The 18,114-nt window shown below is 41.3% G+C and carries 15 protein-coding genes; 12 read left to right on the top strand and 3 right to left on the bottom strand.

Annotated features, from left to right (window positions below):
* Positions 1-81: 81 nt before the first annotated feature.
* Positions 82-1,464 carry an NADP-specific glutamate dehydrogenase gene (gdhA, locus tag ACQKL5_RS17540; RefSeq protein WP_427610182.1) on the bottom strand — a complete coding sequence of 461 codons (1,383 nt, stop codon included), beginning with the start codon at positions 1,462-1,464 and terminating at the stop codon, positions 82-84.
* Between the two features lie 160 nt (positions 1,465-1,624).
* Here gdhA and ACQKL5_RS17535 point away from each other — a divergent pair, with 160 nt between their 5' ends.
* The 3 genes from ACQKL5_RS17535 to ACQKL5_RS17525 all read left to right on the top strand — a co-directional run bounded on the left by ACQKL5_RS17535 (position 1,625) and on the right by ACQKL5_RS17525 (position 5,218).
* Positions 1,625-2,542 carry a LysR family transcriptional regulator gene (locus tag ACQKL5_RS17535; protein ID WP_427610181.1) on the top strand — a complete coding sequence of 306 codons (918 nt, stop codon included), beginning with the start codon at positions 1,625-1,627 and terminating at the stop codon, positions 2,540-2,542.
* A gap of 343 nt (positions 2,543-2,885) precedes the next feature.
* Positions 2,886-3,908, top strand: coding sequence for a PTS transporter subunit IIC (locus ACQKL5_RS17530; protein ID WP_427610180.1), 1,023 nt, complete (start codon positions 2,886-2,888; stop codon positions 3,906-3,908).
* Positions 3,909-4,018: 110 nt separating this feature from the next.
* On the top strand, positions 4,019-5,218 hold the full coding sequence (locus ACQKL5_RS17525; protein WP_427610179.1) for a class I SAM-dependent rRNA methyltransferase: 1,200 nt from the start codon (positions 4,019-4,021) through the stop codon (positions 5,216-5,218).
* 73 nt (positions 5,219-5,291) lie between these two features.
* Here the strand turns inward: ACQKL5_RS17525 and ACQKL5_RS17520 are convergent, their stop codons facing one another.
* Together ACQKL5_RS17520 and ACQKL5_RS17515 are read right to left on the bottom strand one after the other, a co-directional pair.
* Entirely contained in the window at positions 5,292-5,969 is a 678-nt protein-coding gene (locus ACQKL5_RS17520; RefSeq protein ID WP_427610178.1) for a lysoplasmalogenase, read from the bottom strand.
* A gap of 144 nt (positions 5,970-6,113) precedes the next feature.
* A complete protein-coding gene (locus ACQKL5_RS17515; protein WP_427610177.1) occupies positions 6,114-7,382 on the bottom strand; it encodes a dicarboxylate/amino acid:cation symporter in 1,269 nt (422 codons plus the stop codon).
* A 385-nt stretch (positions 7,383-7,767) separates the two neighbouring features.
* Here ACQKL5_RS17515 and uxaC point away from each other — a divergent pair, with 385 nt between their 5' ends.
* The 9 genes from uxaC to ACQKL5_RS17470 all read left to right on the top strand — a co-directional run bounded on the left by uxaC (position 7,768) and on the right by ACQKL5_RS17470 (position 18,108).
* Positions 7,768-9,180, top strand: coding sequence for a glucuronate isomerase (gene uxaC, locus ACQKL5_RS17510; RefSeq protein ID WP_427610176.1), 1,413 nt, complete (start codon positions 7,768-7,770; stop codon positions 9,178-9,180).
* Between the two features lie 122 nt (positions 9,181-9,302).
* The gene (locus ACQKL5_RS17505; RefSeq protein WP_427610175.1) at positions 9,303-10,685 is read left to right on the top strand and encodes an MFS transporter; all 1,383 of its coding nucleotides are present in this window, start codon (positions 9,303-9,305) and stop codon (positions 10,683-10,685) included.
* A 165-nt stretch (positions 10,686-10,850) separates the two neighbouring features.
* Positions 10,851-11,849, top strand: a complete 999-nt coding sequence (locus ACQKL5_RS17500; RefSeq protein WP_427610174.1) for a LacI family DNA-binding transcriptional regulator — start codon at positions 10,851-10,853, stop codon at positions 11,847-11,849.
* Between the two features lie 108 nt (positions 11,850-11,957).
* On the top strand, positions 11,958-13,427 hold the full coding sequence (locus tag ACQKL5_RS17495) for a tagaturonate reductase (protein WP_427610173.1): 1,470 nt from the start codon (positions 11,958-11,960) through the stop codon (positions 13,425-13,427).
* Positions 13,428-13,441: 14 nt separating this feature from the next.
* The gene (locus ACQKL5_RS17490) at positions 13,442-14,935 is read left to right on the top strand and encodes a UxaA family hydrolase (protein WP_427610237.1); all 1,494 of its coding nucleotides are present in this window, start codon (positions 13,442-13,444) and stop codon (positions 14,933-14,935) included.
* Positions 14,936-14,963: 28 nt separating this feature from the next.
* Positions 14,964-15,617, top strand: coding sequence for a bifunctional 4-hydroxy-2-oxoglutarate aldolase/2-dehydro-3-deoxy-phosphogluconate aldolase (locus ACQKL5_RS17485; protein WP_427610172.1), 654 nt, complete (start codon positions 14,964-14,966; stop codon positions 15,615-15,617).
* Positions 15,604-16,587: a sugar kinase gene (locus ACQKL5_RS17480; RefSeq protein WP_427610171.1), complete on the top strand. Its 984-nt coding sequence runs from the start codon at positions 15,604-15,606 to the stop codon at positions 16,585-16,587. The genes ACQKL5_RS17485 and ACQKL5_RS17480 overlap by 14 nt, the downstream gene beginning before the upstream one ends.
* Positions 16,588-16,881: 294 nt before the next feature.
* Positions 16,882-17,637 (top strand): threonine/serine exporter family protein, encoded by a 756-nt coding sequence (locus tag ACQKL5_RS17475; RefSeq protein WP_427610170.1) that lies wholly within the window; start codon positions 16,882-16,884, stop codon positions 17,635-17,637.
* 18 nt (positions 17,638-17,655) lie between these two features.
* Positions 17,656-18,108, top strand: a complete 453-nt coding sequence (locus tag ACQKL5_RS17470) for a threonine/serine exporter family protein (RefSeq protein WP_427610169.1) — start codon at positions 17,656-17,658, stop codon at positions 18,106-18,108.
* Positions 18,109-18,114: the final 6 nt, after the last annotated feature.

Genomic DNA, 18,114 nt, shown 5'->3' with positions numbered 1-18,114 from the left:
CCGGCACCCGTTTCATATTTCAGATTGCAGAAATAAAAGAATAGGCGTCCAAAAGGGATGCCTCCTTCTTTTAAGTATTTATTAAAGTATTCCTTGAGTCATCATTGCGTCTGCTACTTTAAGGAATCCTGCGATATTGGCTCCGGCAACTAAGTTGCCTGGAACACCATAGGCTTCAGCTGCTTCCACGCTATTCTTGTAAATGTTTTTCATGATAGCATGCAATTTGTCATCGACTTCTTCAAACGTCCAAGGCATTCTAGCACTGTTTTGCGCCATTTCAAGGGCGGAAACAGCCACTCCACCTGCATTGGCAGCCTTGGCCGGTCCAAAGAGAACACCATGGTTAAGGAATAATTCAATCGCTTCAAGGGTAGAAGGCATATTAGCTCCTTCACCGACTGCTTTTACATGATTTTTGATTAGCAGTTTGGCTGCATCTTCATCAATTTCATTCTGTGTCGCACAAGGAAGGGCAATGTCGCATGGGATAGACCAAATTCCGTAACTGCCTTCATTGTATTCGGCTTCAGGATGTACATCAACATACTCACAAAGACGTTTCCGTTCCACTTCTTTTAGACGTTTGATTGTATCAAGGTTCAGGCCATTTCTATCATATATGTATCCATTGGAATCACTGCAAGCGACCACCCTGGCACCTAACTGTGTCGCTTTTTCAATTGCATAGATGGAAACGTTACCGGATCCCGATACGACGACAGTACTGCCATTGAATTGTAATCCTTTGTCTTTTAGCATTTCTTCAACGAAGTAAACCGTTCCATAGCCGGTCGCCTCCGTACGGGCTAGACTTCCGCCATAACTAATGCCTTTACCAGTTAAAACGCCTGCATGATAGCTTCCCTGCATTTTTTTGTATTGACCGAACAGATACCCGATTTCTCTGGCACCCACACCAATGTCCCCGGCCGGTACATCTGTATCTGGCCCGATATGTAATCCCAGTTCTGACATGAAGCTTTGGCAGAAACGCATAATTTCAGCGTCGGATTTACCTTTTGGATTGAAATCGGCTCCGCCTTTTCCTCCACCGATAGGTTGTCCCGTAAGAGAGTTCTTAAAGATCTGTTCGAATCCAAGAAACTTGATGATGCTGGCATTTACCGTCGGATGGAAACGCAGACCACCTTTGTAGGGTCCGATTGCGTTGTTGAATTGCACGCGAAAACCACGGTTCACATGTACATTGCCAAGGTCATCAACCCAAGGAACACGGAAGGTGATCATTCTTTCTGGCTCAACGATTCTTTCCAGTATTCCATTTTTCATATATTCGGGATGCTTCGCAAATACCGGAACCAATGATAGAAAGATTTCTTTTACAGCTTGTTGAAATTCACTTTCGTGAGGGTTGCGCTCCTTTACTTTTGCATATACTTCGCTTACGAATTCTCTGGCTAATTGCAGTTCATCATTCTGGATCTCTTGGGTAGTCGTCATTTCTTTTATCTCCCTTTTTTTGTAATTTAGTAAGGAATTGTAAGTAGGATTATCGATGGGTTCTTATGTGATAGTTTCATGATATAATTTATATTCTAGGAAAACAATCTGAATATTAGATAAATTACATGCTGTTTTGATATGAAAGAAGGAACAAACATTGGAACTAAGACAAATCGAATATTTCATTGAAGTGGCACAGCGAGAACATATGACAGAAGCGGCCGTGGCGTTGCATGTAGCCCAATCTGCAGTTAGTCGTCAAATATATAACTTAGAAGAAGAGCTCGGTGTCCAGTTATTTATCCGTGAAGGACGGAAAATTAAACTGACTCCTATAGGAAATACATTTTTAATACATATGCAACAAGCATTCGACATGATCGAACGGGCAAAACGGGAAATGGCTGAGAGCCTGGATCCGGAAAAGGGAACGATTCGAATCGGCTTTCCCAGTAGTTTAGCTTCCTATATATTGCCAAAGGTCATTTCCGAATTCAGGGAAGTATACCCTGAAGCTAAATTTACATTAAAGCAAGGCTCCTATCGCTACTTGATTGATTCCGTAATAAAAGGAAACATCAATATGGCCTTGATTGGTCCGCTGCCGCCAAGTGAAAAGAAGATAAAAGGAGAAACGTTATTCATTGAGCAGCTGGTCGCTCTTTTATCGGAAAACCATCCCTTGGCGAAGAAGAAATCCATAAAGTTAAATGAATTACAGGGAAATCCGTTCATTGTCTACCCTAAAGGGTATATTCTACGCGATCTGGTCATGAAAGCGTGCAAGCTGAACGGATTTGATCCAGAAGTTGCTTTCGAAGGAAAAGATACCGATGCTATTAAAGGATTGGTAGCTGCAGGGCTTGGTGTCACTCTTATACCAGAGATCTCCTTAATTGATAGTTTACCCAGGTGCACTGTCATGTTGCCTCTAGAGGAACCATCCGTAACTCGGGGTGTCGGTGTTATCATTCCTACTGAAAGAGAATTAATGCCAACAGAAAAATTATTTTATAAATTCCTTAGAGAAACTTTTGCGACATTAGAAGGCTTTCAAGAGCAGGTACAAGAATAGGTTAAGTGCTACAAAAGGAGATTCCAGTTTAAGTGGATTCTCTTTTTTTTTGAGGGGGAATTTCAGTTTCTTTGGAGATTCTACCAATTAATATTAGAATAATAATATTCAGTGAAAAAGAGCCACTCCTATAAGGATAACGCCTTTTATGTAAGCGTTTTTATTTTATTAGAATAAAAATTATATTTACATTATCAGAATATTCGTGTTACTATACCAACAGGCATTAAGTAGGAGGAGATAAGTAATTATCTTCTTATCTTTAATAAGAGATGGCAGATCACCTTTTTATTTAACATTTAATATTAGAATATTCAGATAAAATATACAGGAGTGGAAATCAATGGGCAGAAAAGAATACATCACAGAACGTATGTATAAGGCTTCATCAGGAATTGCGAATGCGGTATTAGTAACGTTAGGAATCGGTTTATTATTTGAGTCAATAGGAGGCTATTTAGGGTGGGAAGTCTTCCTTGCAATCGGTGGGGCTACTAAGGTCTTGCTGGCACCTGCCTTAGGAGCGGGAATAGCCTATCAGCTTGGAGGTAACTCCTTAGTCATCTTTAGTGCAATGGCTTCTAGTACTGTCGGGGGTGCTGCCATTAACCGAACAGCAGAGGGGACCTTCACGATTGCCACAGGGCAACCAATCAGTGCTGTTCTGGCTGCGTTGGTTGCAACGTATGTTGGGAAACGGTTGATAGGGAAAACCAAGTTGGACATCATGGCCATCCCATTGGCTGCTGTGCTTGTCGGAGGGGTTGCCGGTTATGGACTAGCTCTCGTTACAACACCATTATTGACCTGGTTAAGTGCCCACATAACCGCAGCCGTTTCCGGTTCTCCTTTACTTGGCTCCATGGTCATAGCGTTAGTCTTCAGCATTTTATTGATGACACCTGCTTCTTCTGCTGCTTTAGCGATTGCACTTCAGTTAGATCCTGTCTCTAGTGCAGCAGCTTTAATTGGTTGTACCGTTCAGTTTGTTGGTTTTACAGTCATGTCTTATAAAGATAATGATATGGGTGGACTTTTCGCCCAGATGATTGTGACACCAAAGGTTCAGTTTCCTAATTTAATAAAGAATCCAATATACATCATTCCGCCATTCGTGGCAGCAGTAATCTGTGCTCCAATTGCTACAATGCTTTTCGAATTTCAAGTGCCTTATGAACTTGGAGGGATGGGCCTGAGCTCCTTAATTGCTCCAATTGCCGTCCTTACGGGTCAGGGATTGTATATGTTCCTTATTTATGTGGCAGTTGGTATGGTGCTGCCAGCCATGATTACAATCGTTTTGCACCGGGTCATGAAAATGATGGGGAAAGTACATGCCGGAGACCTTCATTTGAAAGTTTCCTGAATCAATAGAATGTAAGAAACCAGCTTGGTCAAAGGCCAGGCTGGTTTTTATTTATGTGGAGATTAGGGTAAAATGGGGAGGAAAGCAATACCAAAGATAGGATGATATATTTGATAAGAGAAATAGATGTAAAAGTAAAAACTAAATTCGTGAGTAAAATCGCCAAAGGTTATCCTTTGATTGCCAAGGAGGCGATAGGTAACCTCAATGACCTTCAAGAAGAAGGCTGCCTGATGCGGTTGGTAGACGAAAACAACCGTTTTCTTGCCAAAGGGTATTATGGAAAACAGAATAAAGGCTATGGATGGGTATTAACGCAAAAAGAGAGTGAAAACATTGACCAGGAGTTTTTCAATAAGAAAATCCAGGCTGCGTATGACTACCGGAAGCCTTTCTTCAAGGATACGGAAACGACGGCTTTCCGGTTCTTCAATGGTGAAGGAGATGGAATAGGCGGGATTATCATTGACCATTATGAGGGCAACTATGTCATCAACTGGTACAGCATGGGAATCTATTCGTATAAAGATTATATTATCCAGGCCTTGCAGAATACAGTCACAGTCAAATCAATCTACCAGAAGAAGCGTTTTGATACGAAGGGACAATACGTGGAGGAAGATGACTTTGTCCTGGGCGTGCAACCAGAGTTTCCCCTTATCGTCAAGGAGAATGGTGTTCAGTTTGCCGTTTATCTGAATGACGGGGCGATGGTCGGGGTTTTCCTTGATCAACGTGATGTCAGGAGGACAATCAGAGATAAATATGCCAAAGGGAAAACTGTCTTGAATATGTTCTCTTACACCGGTGCTTTTTCCGTTTTTGCAGCTTTAGGCGGTGCCGTTAAAACGACCAGTGTGGACTTGGCAAACCGAAGCCTTCCTAAAACGGTTGAACAATTTAGCGTGAATGGAATCGATACTGAAGCGCAGAACATTGTCGTAATGGACGTATTTAATTATTTTAAATACGCAGTGAAGAAAGCCTTGAAATTTGATATGGTCATCCTGGATCCACCGAGTTTTGCCAAGTCAAAGAAGTTTACTTTCAGTGCAGGCAAAGACTATACCAACTTATTGAAGGATGCCATTGCCATCACAGAGGACAATGGAGTGATCATCGCCTCAACGAACTGCAGTACTTTTGATATGAAAAAATTCAAAAGTTTCATTGAGGTGGCATTCAGAGAAATGGATGGAAAATATGAACTCCTGGAAGAGTTTACACTGCCAGCCGATTTCAGAACCACTTCGGATTTTAAAGAAGGCAATTATTTAAAAGTGGTATTTATTAAGAAAATTAAAGGGTAAAAACAAAGAAGGTATGCAACAGTCCGAGATTCGGCTGTGCATGCCTTTTTCTTAGGTAGCGACCGGAAAAAAATCAGTCGTATATAGTCGGCTCGTTATACTTCCTGTTTATCAATGAAGGGTAAGCATAATTTCGACGAATACTTGAAGCGATGAAGAACTGAGCAGTGTAGTAGGTGAGCATGATCAAGGGTCCAGCATAGGTAATCTCCCCGACGAATTTATTCCAGGACAAAATGGAATCTGAAAGGACAAAAAGTAAACCACCGATAATAGCTGCAGCATTTCCGGTCATGAATGCTGCCCACCCCATGATGGAGATGACGGTTATATAGCAAATGACAGGAATAATCAGGCTATGTTCACCCTTGTCGGCTAAGGAAAGAACTATTTCACGTCCGATCCAAGTGGAATAGGCGGCAATCGGTATAATGGAAAACATGCGTAGCCATGAAAAGCTCCAATTATTCAAGAAAGCGACTATATAAAAAATGTGTCCAATCAGAAAGGCACTCAGACCAATGACGAACCAAATCAATAAGCCGTCACCCAACATGCAAAAGAATAGACCAAAGAGAACAAGTTGTTGGTATCGAGTCATTCGTTCCGCATTCTTGGTGTAGGCATAAAAGAGAATTAATATCATCGGAATGATCTTGAAAAGAATCTTTATGGCTAATGGTTCTTCAGGTATGAAAAATATATAGAGTAAACCCATGATAAGAATTCCGGCTGGCAGCCAATTTTTCACTATACTATCCCTCCTCGCGTCTTCTTTCTTAATTCGATTTAAACAAGGGGAAATCCTTTTCGGTTGGAAAATTGACCGAGAATAATCTAATTAAAGCCACAAAAAAAGGACCCCAAGGGTCCTGGAGTCCATTTCTTGTGAAAATTATATAGCAGAATCTTCTTTTACAAAGGCCTGTTTTAACCAATTCTTACCTTCGACAAGCCGTGTGACAAGCATGGCGCACACAGTATTCCCAGTAGAGTTCAATAATGTAGCTGGGGCATCGATGATAGTTGAAATGACAGCAATGATTGGTAATACTTCGATAGGAAATCCGAAAACACTTAGAATCAACATTTCTCCAATCATTCCACCACCAGGGATGGCACCCATAACTGCTCCTACTAAAAAGGCGACGGCAAGGATGCTTAGAATGCTAGAAATACTTGTCATGTCTTTACCGAATAAAGAGAAGAGAAAGACGATTTTCATGACACCGCCAAATACAGAGCCGTCTTTATGGGTGTTGGCTCCAAGCGGGATGACTGTTTCAGCAATATCCTTTGGTACTCCCATTTTTCTGACGTATTCCAAATTGACTGGAATAGAAGCCGCACTTGAACAAGTAGCGATTGCAGTGATGGAAGGTGTAAAAGCATTTTTCCAAAATAGTTTAATGCCTTCTTTACCACCAGCAAGAAAGGCATATAGAGTGAAGAATCCAAAATAATAAATCACAGTCAAAATGAGATAAAGTACGAAAGTACGTGCATAACCTTCTAAAATTTGCGGTCCAAGCTGACCGATGATAGAAGCAAAGTAAGCGCCTAGACCAATCGGTGCATAATACATGACAATTTTAACGACTTTCATCATGACAGCCGTACCAGCTGATAAAAATACGGTAATCGGTTTGGCTTTTTCACCGACCAGTGCAGTGGAAAGGCCAATTAAAACGGAAAAGACAATTAGTTGAAGCATATTGCTTCTTGAGAACAGTTCCGGGAAGTCGGATACCGTAACCGTTTGAACGAGTTGGCTAAGTAATGAAACCTCTTCTACGGCCTCTTGCGAATCACTATTTTGCATTAGTTCTTTAATTGCAGTTGTATCCGTGCCTTCCAGCGGATTGATAATCGTTGTCCCAATAAATCCAATAACGGCAGCTAGAGCAGCTGTTGCTAAGAAAACAAAGACGATGCTGCCCATGATTTTCCCTAGGCGGTTCATCCCATTCATATTGGCGATGGCTGAGGAGATGCTGAAAAACACCAGTGGTACGATAATAGTAAACATTAAATTTAGAAATAAGTCCCCCAGCGGCTGGATGATGGAGGTCTTCTCACCAAATATAAGACCAGCTATACCGCCAATAATAATTGCCATCAGCAATATTAAAGAGGATCGATAGTTTTTAAAGAAGCTTTTCATGGAATATTCCTTCCTTTCAGGATGTGGCTAACAATAATTACACGCTCAATTATCAGCTTTAGAGCGTAGTTTGACAATAATAAATTAAAGGAAGTCATGTTAAAAGAATAATCAAAATAGAAAGATTATTCAAGTGGAATCGAGTTGAGTATGAGTTGCCCAACACATATTTTATGACAATATTTATAGTAAACTATAATAAGTATTGTAATTATATAGAATAGTCTGTAAAATAAAACTAATTAAAATGTTAACGTTAACATTAAAGCGATTCATATATAATTCTATCAAACAAAGTAAGTTATTTGTATTTTTATTTTAAAATGTTAACGCTAACATTAAAAATGATTAGATATACATCAAATAAAAAAGGAAGTGTGGAATGATGAAGGATTTTATGGGAGAAGACTTTTTGCTGACAAGCGATACAGCGGTCAAACTCTATGAAAATTACGCAAAAGATATGCCGATAATAGATTATCACTGTCACTTAAGCCCTCAGGAGATTTATGAAAATAAAACGTTCAAAAATATCACGGAAGCTTGGTTATACGGAGACCATTATAAATGGCGGGCCATGAGGGCAAATGGTATTTCGGAGGATTATGTGACGGGTGATGCCAATGACTACGACAAGTTTTTAGCGTGGGCGAAAACGGTCCCGATGACCATTGGAAACCCTTTGTATAATTGGACACATCTTGAGTTACAGCGCTTTTTCGAAGTTCATGATCTCTTGAATGAAAAAAACGCACCTGCCATTTGGGAAAAAGTGAATTCACTCCTAAATGGGGAGGGATTTGGCGCGAGAGATTTAATCATGAAATCCCACGTCCAGGTGATCTGTACAACCGATGATCCAGTGGATTCATTAGAGTATCACCAGTTATTACGGGATGATCAGGACTTTCCTGTAAGCGTTTTACCTAGCTTTCGCCCAGATAAAGGCTTGGAAATTAATCGTCCAGGTTATCTGGATTGGGTAGGGGAATTAGGGCTAGCGGCAAATCAGAAAATTGATAGCTACGCAGGTTTTCTTGCAGCTATAGAATCTCGTGTTCGTTTTTTTCATGCAATAGGCGGCCGGGTCGCGGACCATGCATTGGATGTTGTCGTGTATGAAGAATCGACTGAGGAAGAAGTCGCTAAGATTTTCTCTAGACGACTGCAAGGCAACCAAGTTTCAGTAGAAGAAGAAAAAAAATATAAGACGTATACCTTGAATTTTCTCGGTGGAATCTATGCCGAATTAGATTGGACGATGCAATTCCATATTAATGCCCTTCGTAATAATAATTCCAGAATGTTTAAACGGTTGGGACCCGACACGGGCTACGATTCAATGAACGATGATGGGATTGCAAAACCGCTGGTTCAGATATTGGATGCAATGGATAAAGACGATGCCCTTCCAAAAACGATTCTCTATTCGTTAAATCCAAATGATAACCATGTCATCGCCAGCATCATTAATAGTTTTCAAGATGGAAAGACTCCTGGAAAAATCCAGTTTGGAACAGCATGGTGGTTCAATGACAATAAAGATGGCATGTTGGATCAGATGAAAGCGCTCGCAAATGTAGGGCTCTTTAGCAGATTCCTTGGCATGTTGACGGATTCCAGAAGCTTTCTCTCTTATACCCGTCATGAGTACTTCAGAAGGCTTGTATGCCAGTTAATCGGGGATTGGGTCGAAAACGGAGAAGTGCCAAATGACTTGGAATTATTGGGGAGTATCGTACAAGGGATTTCTTATAATAACGCGAAGGATTACTTTGGATTCAAAATCAACGAATAAAAAAAGAGCTCTCTATTCGTCCTTGACCAAAAGTAGAATGGAGAGCCCCTTAGAAAAAATTATCAGTATAAGTATAGCAAAATATCATTCCGGAACAAACTATAGATTGCTAGGAGGATCATATGAGCACAGTTCTTGCTCCAGAAGTCGCGGTGAAAACGGAAGAAAAAATAGAAAAATTGACTCTAAAAGAAAAAGTTTCTTATGGATTCGGTGACTTTGGAAACGGTTTCATGTTTGACCTAGGTCAGCTCTACTTGCTTAAATTCCTTACGGATGTCGCTGGTATCCCGGCAGCGGCGGCAGGTACCATTTTTTTAGTAAGCAAGTTATTTGCAGCCATTATGGATCCCATCGTAGGTTCTTCCATCGATTATCGAAAAAATATCGGGAAGCGGGGAAAATTCAGGCCTTACTTACTTATTGGAAGTCTTGCATTAGCCATCTTTACCGTTCTTCTGTTTATTTCGCCTGAAGTGTCAACGACAGGGAAACTCGTCTATGCATATGGTCTCTATATGATCTGGGGAATCGCATATTCCTTCACCAATATTCCTTATGGATCACTAGGGGCGGCCATGACACAGGATGCAGAAGACCGGACATCACTTGCTACATACAGGCAAATAGGCTCTTTGGGCGCATTACTAATCACGAGTGTCATCGTGATGCCAATCATTGTGAAATTTGAAAATCCCAAAGTCGGATACCCAGTGGTAATGGGAATCATGTGTATTGTCGGAATCATTGGGTTCTATATTTGTTACCGCAATACAAAGGAAAGGGTGGTAGTCAAAGAAGCACCTAAAGAGAAACTTTCCTTCATGTCCATCATAAGGACCTTTGCAACAAATAAGCCCTTATTAACACTGGTGCTCATGACAATATTCTCGATCTCGGCTTATAATATCAAATCAGCACTACTGATTTATTTCGCACAATATAATTTAGGAAATGTAACATTAGTGGCGAATATGAGTTTTGTCATCATCGGTTCTTCATTTCTAGGAGTTATACTGATGCCGAAACTTGTCAAAAAATTCGGTAAGAAACATACGGCAATGATTGGGTTCGGAATTTGTATTGTTGCTGACTTAATCAATTTCCTTATACCAACAAACATCTATTCATTTACGATGCTATCTGCGATAGCCTTCATTGGTATCAGTATCCCAAACGGAATTACCTGGGCACTGGTCTCGGATATCATTGATTATGGGGAATGGGTTTCTGGGGAACGGAAAGAAGCTACGACCTATTCCTTATTCAACTTTTCCAGAAAGCTTGCTCAATCCTTGGCTGGATTCCTGTCTGGTCTTGGACTAAGTTTGATTGGGTATGTACCGAATGTTGCACAAACAGCGGGTACTTTGCTTGGAATAAAGGGTTTGTTGACTCTATATCCAGCGATAGCTTTAACGATTGCCATGCTTGTCATCGGCATCATGTATAAGTTAACAGACGATAAACATGCAGAAATCATTCAAGACCTTAAGACAAGGTAATAGGAAAATGCTGAGAAGGGCCTATTTAGGTAATGAATATGACCAGGCTGAATATTCCCATTGATTACATGTTATCCATTAATGGAGGATTTGCAGCCTGGCAATGCCAGATAAACATGGTATGCTACTAGGTAAGTATACTTTGTGATCTAAAGGATGAGTAGAATGGTAACGATAAAGGATATAGCTAAATTGGCTAATGTGTCTCACACAACCGTATCACGGGCCTTAAATAATAGTCCGTTGATTAAAGAGGATACAAGAAAAAAGATAATCGATCTTGCCTCTCAGCTAAATTATACGCCCAATTACAATGCAAAAAGTCTAGTCTTGAAAAAATCGAATACAATAGGATTATTCTTTACGAGCATTTCTAATGGTACATCACCTAGCTTTTTTACAGACACCATCAAGGGAGTCAACAGTGTCATCAATGAAGACTTTAACCTCTTTGTACGAGGTATAGATGATTATGAGGATTTTTCGGCCATAAACAGTGGTAGGTTCGATGGCATCATTTTAATGAGCCAAAGTGATGTGGATAATGCCTTTATCTATCATGTGCTACAGAAGAACATACCGATTGTCGTATTGAACAGACAAATTGACGAAAAGAAGCTAGTTAACATTTTATCCAATGATGCAGAGGGTTCTTGCCAAGCGATAGAACATCTGATTCAAAACGGGCACCGGGATATCGCAATCATTGAAGGGATAGAAGGATTCAAGTCGACGAAAAATCGTAAGGAAGGATATGTAAAGGCGATGCTTGATCATCAACTTCCCATTCAAAGCGATTATGTTGTCCAAGGAAATTATGATATGCACAGCGGGTATAAAGCGATGGAAAGATTGCTTGATAATAAGAAGCCACCGACAGCTGTATTTTGTTCGAATGATGATATGGCCATAGGTGCCATGAATGCTGTTTTTGCTTCCGGCCTAAAGGTGCCGGATGATGTATCCATCATTGGATTCGATGATATAGGGTTCGCTCAATATACGACTCCCAGATTGACAACAGTTAAAAGACCAATCGAGCAGATCAGTGTAAAAGGTGCCATACACCTCCTATCGTTAATCGAGAAACCGGGACAGCGTGGGGAGCGGATTTTCGTAAATACGGAATTAAAGGTACGGAATTCCGTGAAAGAATTGACTTGATAAATAGGCCCGTTTATTGTTAATTTAATACCAATAGATGGGCAAATCATATATTTTCATTTTTTTATTAAAAAATGTTCACGTGTGCATTATGAGGAGGGACAAATGATGGAAAGATTAAACAAGCAAATCAGCGGGGGACATCCCATTTACCCAGAAAAGGTTCTCCAATTCGGTGAAGGCAATTTCTTACGGGCATTTGTGGATTGGCAAATAGACGTACTAAATAAAGAAACGGACTTTAATGGAAGCGTGGTAGTAGTCCAACCTAGGGGATCGGAAAAAATTACCCGGTTAAACGAACAGGATGGTTTATTCACTCTATATCTGCAAGGGATGAAAGACGGGGCTGCCGTAAATGAACATATGGTCGTCAATTCGATTAGTAGAGGCATTCATTTAGGTAATGAATATGATCAATATGTAAAGTTGGCAGGAAGTGATCAGCTTCGTTTCATTATTTCTAATACAACAGAAGCTGGTATTTATTTTGAGGAGACTGATAAATTGGAAGACCGGCCGCAAAAGAGTTTTCCTGGAAAATTGACAGCCTTCCTGTATCATCGCTTTGAAGCATTCAATGGAGATATTCGAAAAGGGTGTGTAATCATACCTTGTGAATTAATTGAAGAAAATGGAGCAAGGCTGAAAGAGATCGTTCTGCAATTCGCTAATACATGGAATCTCGGAGATGAGTTCGTCACGTGGATTCATAAAGCCAATACTTTCTGTAACAGTTTGGTAGATCGTATTGTTCCGGGTTTTCCTAAAGATTCGATTGACGAAATGACAAAGGAATTGGGATATCGAGATGAGCTACTGGTGGTGGGCGAACAATATCATCAATGGGTGATTGAGGGGCCACAATGGATCAAAAAGGAATTTCCTATCGATAAAGCAGGGTTAAATGCTTTCATTGTCGATGATTTAACACCTTACCGGATTCAAAAAGTGCGTATCCTAAATGGTTCCCACACAGCGATGACCCCTGTTGCGTATTTATCAGGTTTGGATACGGTGGCAGATGCTGTGAATGATGAGGCTACCGGTTCCTTCATTCAAAAGCTGATTTTGGAGGAAATCATACCCACACTAGAGATGCCAGAGGAAGAGTTGAAGGAATTTGCCGAAGATGTACTGAACCGGTTCAAAAATCCTTATATGAAGCATTACCTAATGAGCATAAGTTTAAATTCGACATCTAAATTTAGGGCGAGGAATTTACCAACACTCCTTGATTATGTGGAGAAGAAAGCCTGCTTGCCACATCGGATGGTCTTTTCATTGAGCGCATTACTGAGTTTTTATAAAGGAAAAAGAGGAAAAGAGGTCATCCCGTTAGAAGACGACCCAATGGTCCTGCAATGGTTCGAGGATTCTTGGAAATCCGTCGCCAATGAAACGATGAAAGTGGAACAACTTGTACAGAGTACGCTCGGTAACCAAGAAATTTGGGGAAGAGATTTAAACCAAGTGGCGGGATTGACGGATTTAGTGACAGAATATTTAAAACAAATTGAACAATCGGGGATGGAATCCGCACTTGAAACAGTGATGAAAGAACAGTCTGTAAAATAAGGAGGCATTTCATGATGAAGGATATTTTACAAATTCACGAACAAGATAATATCGCACTCGCATTAAGAAAATTGTCGAAAGATGAACGCTTCAATGTAAAAGGAGCTGAAATCGTAATAAAACAAGATGTTGAAAGAGGACATAAAGTAGCCATAGAAGCTCTTCAAACGGGTGATGATGTTATTAAATATGGTTTCCCAATCGGACACGTAGTGCAGGCAGTTGAGCCCGGTGAGTGGGTTCACACACACAATACTAAAACGAATCTATCAGGCACACAGGAATATCGTTATGGACGGAAGCTTGTCGAAAACCCTTTTGAAAATGAGAAGTTAACCTTCAAAGGATACAAGAGGGAAAACGGCACGGTCGGTATCAGAAACGAGCTTTGGATCGTACCGACGGTTGGCTGTGTGAACGGCATTGCGGAGAAAATCATTAAAAGATTTGAAAAAGAAGTCGGAGATATAGCCCCATTTGATAGCACACTTGTCTTTAAACACAATTACGGTTGTTCCCAATTGGGGGATGATCACGAGAATACCAAGCAAATCCTCCTCAATGCTGTGAATCATCCCAATGCAGGTGGGGTTCTGGTCCTAGGCTTAGGATGCGAGAATAATGAAATGGCTGAGTTCAAAAAGGGATTAAGCAATATAGATGAGAATCGAATTAAGTTTCTTGTCTCGCAAGATGTCACAGATGAAATAGAAGCTGGGGTGAACTTGGTTAAGGACATTCATGAGTATGCGGTGAACGATAAGCGAGAAGATGTACCGTTATCCGAATTGAAGATCGGCTTGAAATGTGGCGGGTCGGATGGCTTCTCGGGTATTACGGCTAATCCCTTGTTGGGGAGATTTTCAGATTTCCTTATCGCCCAAGGAGGGACGACGGTTCTAACGGAAGTTCCTGAGATGTTCGGGGCGGAAACCATCTTAATGGAGCGCACCATAAATGAAGAGGTCTTTCATAAGACAGTCGCATTAATCAATGATTTTAAAGAGTACTTCATGAAGTTCGAACAGCCAGTCTATGAAAACCCTTCCCCAGGAAATAAAGCCGGCGGGATTACAACGCTAGAGGATAAGTCACTGGGTTGCACACAGAAAGCAGGTTCATCGCCCGTTGTCGATGTTCTGAAATATGGAGAAGTGTTGGATAAGAAAGGGTTGAATCTATTAAGTGCTCCGGGTAACGATTTAATTGCTTCCTCGGCCCTTGCAGCAGCCGGATGCCAAATGGTTTTATTCACTACAGGAAGAGGAACCCCGTTTGGGACATTCGTACCGACCATGAAAGTGTCTACCAATACCGCGATTTTTGAAAATAAGCCTCATTGGATTGACTTCAATGCAGGTACTTTGCTGGAGGATGATGTATCACCTGATGCTGTACTACGTAGCTTCATCGACTATATCATTCAAGTGGCTAACGGCGAATGTGTAAATAATGAAAAAAATGATTTCAGGGAGCTTGCTATTTTCAAAACGGGGGTAACCCTTTAATTCACCTAAAATATGGAGGTTTTTAACTATGGGAAGTGAACTTTTAACTAGTTTAGCAGAAGCGAAGATCATCGCCATTATTCGGGGTATTCCAGTTGGTATGGGAAGAGAGACTGCCAGGGCTTTGGTAGAAGGAGGGATATCCTTTCTTGAAATCACTTTGAATACAGAAGGCGCACTCGAAATGATCACAGATTTAAAGGAGAGCTTCGGAGATAAGCTTCGAATTGGCGCCGGAACAGTCTTGGACGTCAAGATGGCTGAAAAAGCAGTGGATGCCGGAGCAGAATATATAATTTCTCCCAATCTAGATGAAGCTGTACTAGCCTATGGGCGTGAAAAAGGGGTTGTAGTTTGGCCTGGAACCATGACGCCATCCGAGATGGTACGCGCCCACCAATTAGGCGCCGAAGCGGTCAAGGTTTTCCCCACCGGATCATTGGGTGTGAAATATATAAAAGATGTCCGGGCACCTTTATCTCACATTCCGATGGTGGCCACGGGTGGCATCAATCAAGAAAACATTCAGGAAGTATTGAGATATGGCGTAACGGCAGTAGGCCTAGGCGGCAATTTGGTTGACAACGCCCTAATCAAAAAAGGCGAATTTAAGAAAATTACTGAAATAGCCAGACGATATGTTCAATTGGCCGAAGAGGTGGATGTGCATGTCACCAAATAACGTGGATGTCGTGACGGTTGGTGAGAGTTTAGTATTGTTCCAGTCTTTAACGAACCGGCCATTGCAGTATGAAACAAGTATGATGAAGTCATTGGGTGGAGCAGAGTCCAACGTTGCTATCGTATTAAGCCGATTGGGTAAAAAAGCAAGGTGGATTAGCCGGGTGGGAGAAGATCCACATGGCGATTATGTACTTGCTACATTGGCAGGGGAAGGGGTGGATGTCTCACAAGTAATTCGGGATAAAGAAGCACCGACTGCTATATATTTCAAGGATTTTAAAGGATACGGCGACCCTTCTGTTTACTACTACCGTCACGATTCGGCAGCGAGCAAGTTGCATCCTGAGGACATTCAAGAAGAGTGGCTTCAAGGGGCCAAGCATCTGCATGTGACAGGCATTACACCTGCACTTGGGGAATCACCTGAAGAGACGGTTCGGCAGATAATGACTTCGGCACGGGAAAAAGGAATGACCATCTCATTCGATCCCAATCTTCGAAGAAAGCTGTGGGGTGAGGAACAAGCAAGAAGGGTCCTCCTTTCCCTTATCCCGCTTTGTGATATTTTCCTTCCTGGGCTGGATGAAGCCGAGTTTTTATTAGGTAAGCTCCCTACAGAGGAGTATGGGAAGCGGTTCATTGAAATGGGTGCCAATGTGGTTGTATTAAAGCTTGGGGAAAGGGGAGCCATTGCCTTTTCACAGAATCATAGCATCCAGGTGAGTCCGTACAAGGTGGATCATGTTGTGGATACGGTGGGGGCTGGTGATGCATTTGCAGCGGGTTTCCTATCATCGGTCCTTGATAGTGGGAATTTCCTCGGTTCTGAAGCTTCATTAAAGCAAGCTTTGCAAAGAGCTAATATTTTGGGTGCCTTGGCTACCCAGTTCAAAGGAGATTGGGAAGGAACCCCCACCTTGGAAGAAGTGAATAACCTGTTAAAAGGGGAACAAAGCCTAACTAGATGATAGAACAAAAGATGCGGTCCTTGTACTGCATCTTTTTTAGTGAGAAGAAAAGGCTAAGAACGGTTAATGGATGATTATATTTTGAAATAAACTTCAGGGGTACGGCTGTTTATGGCTATAAGAGTGAAGGGAAATACAAATCCCAGGGAGCAATCCATTTGAATAGTCGACGCATTCGAAAGGGTTTTCCTATCCTTTTTTCGAAAATTAGGCTATCATGGAATGAATTTAAATGGGTTAGTTTTTACTGATGAAGCAGACATTTCCTATATAGGAAGTAATGGAGAGGATACAATGAATAGTCAGTTTCATACCAATGAAATTATAGATGTATGTTTGCTTGCAGGGAAAATTATGCTCCAAAACGGTGCGGAAACATCTAGGGTGGAAGATACGATGGTTAGGATAGCCGCTGCCTTCGGTTGTGATGAATCACATAGCTTTTCAACACCAACTGGGATTATCTTTTCCTTGGACGGGGAACACCCTGCATCTAAGTTAATCAGGGTTTCCCAGAGGTCTACTGATTTACACAAAGTAACGCTAGTGAACAGCATTTCCCGTAGCATTTCAAGTCGGGAAATGACCCCCCAGGAAGCCTTTTCCCGTCTGAAGCAAATAGAAAAAGAGGGCATGGGCTATTCCGTAGTGGCCCAAATTTTAGCAGCATTCATTTCGAGCGGTTGTTTTTTAATCATGTTCCAAGGACAGTGGAATGATTTCATCTGGTCGTGTATAGCGGGAGGATTAGGGTTTTCTTGTCTGCTTTATTTGCATTGGTTATTGGAAGTTCGTTTTTTTGCTGAGTTTATCGCCTCGTTAGTGGTGGGAATGATAGCGATGTTATTTGTCCAATTAGGCTTAGGCAGCCAGCTTGATAAGATTATTATCGGAGCCGTGATGCCACTCGTGCCAGGGTTGTTAATTACAAATGCAGCTAGGGATCTGATTGCGGGGCACTTAGTTTCGGGGCTGTCCAAAGGGGCGGACGCAGGGTTGACCGCTTTGGCCATCGGTACCGGGATAGCGGTTGCCTTCGTTTTCCTATGATGCAGGGGAGGTAAAAGGATGATTGCACAGTTAATTACTAGTTTTATTGCCTCTGCCGCCTTTGGGATCATTTTCAATGTACCAAAAAAATCACTGATACAGTGTGGCACTGTAGGGATGGTAGGCTGGTTTCTCTATTATTTTCTGGTAGAAAATGATGTGAATAGCATTGCTGCAACATTGGCAGCAGCATTCCTCGTAGCGGTTATAAGCCAATATTTTGCGAAGAGGTACAAAACACCGATCACAATCTTTAATGTATCTGGGATTATCCCGCTCGTGCCTGGTGGGTTATCTTATGATGCGATGAAGCATTTTGTGGAAAACGATTTTAATATGGCATTCCAATTGGCTGCAAAAGCATTTATGCTAGCGGGAGCAATTGCGATGGGGTTGATTTTTGCTGAGGTTATGAATCAGTTAGTGAATAAATATAATAAAAGAAAATTAAAGAAGCTAAACAAGATATAGTAATAG

Origin of the sequence: Peribacillus sp. NPDC097675 (assembly GCF_050277655.1) — a bacterium.
Taxonomy (GTDB): Bacteria; Bacillota; Bacilli; order Bacillales; family DSM-1321; genus Peribacillus.
The sequence above is the reverse complement of the archived record's forward strand: the minus strand, read 5'-3'. Positions and strand labels throughout refer to the sequence as shown.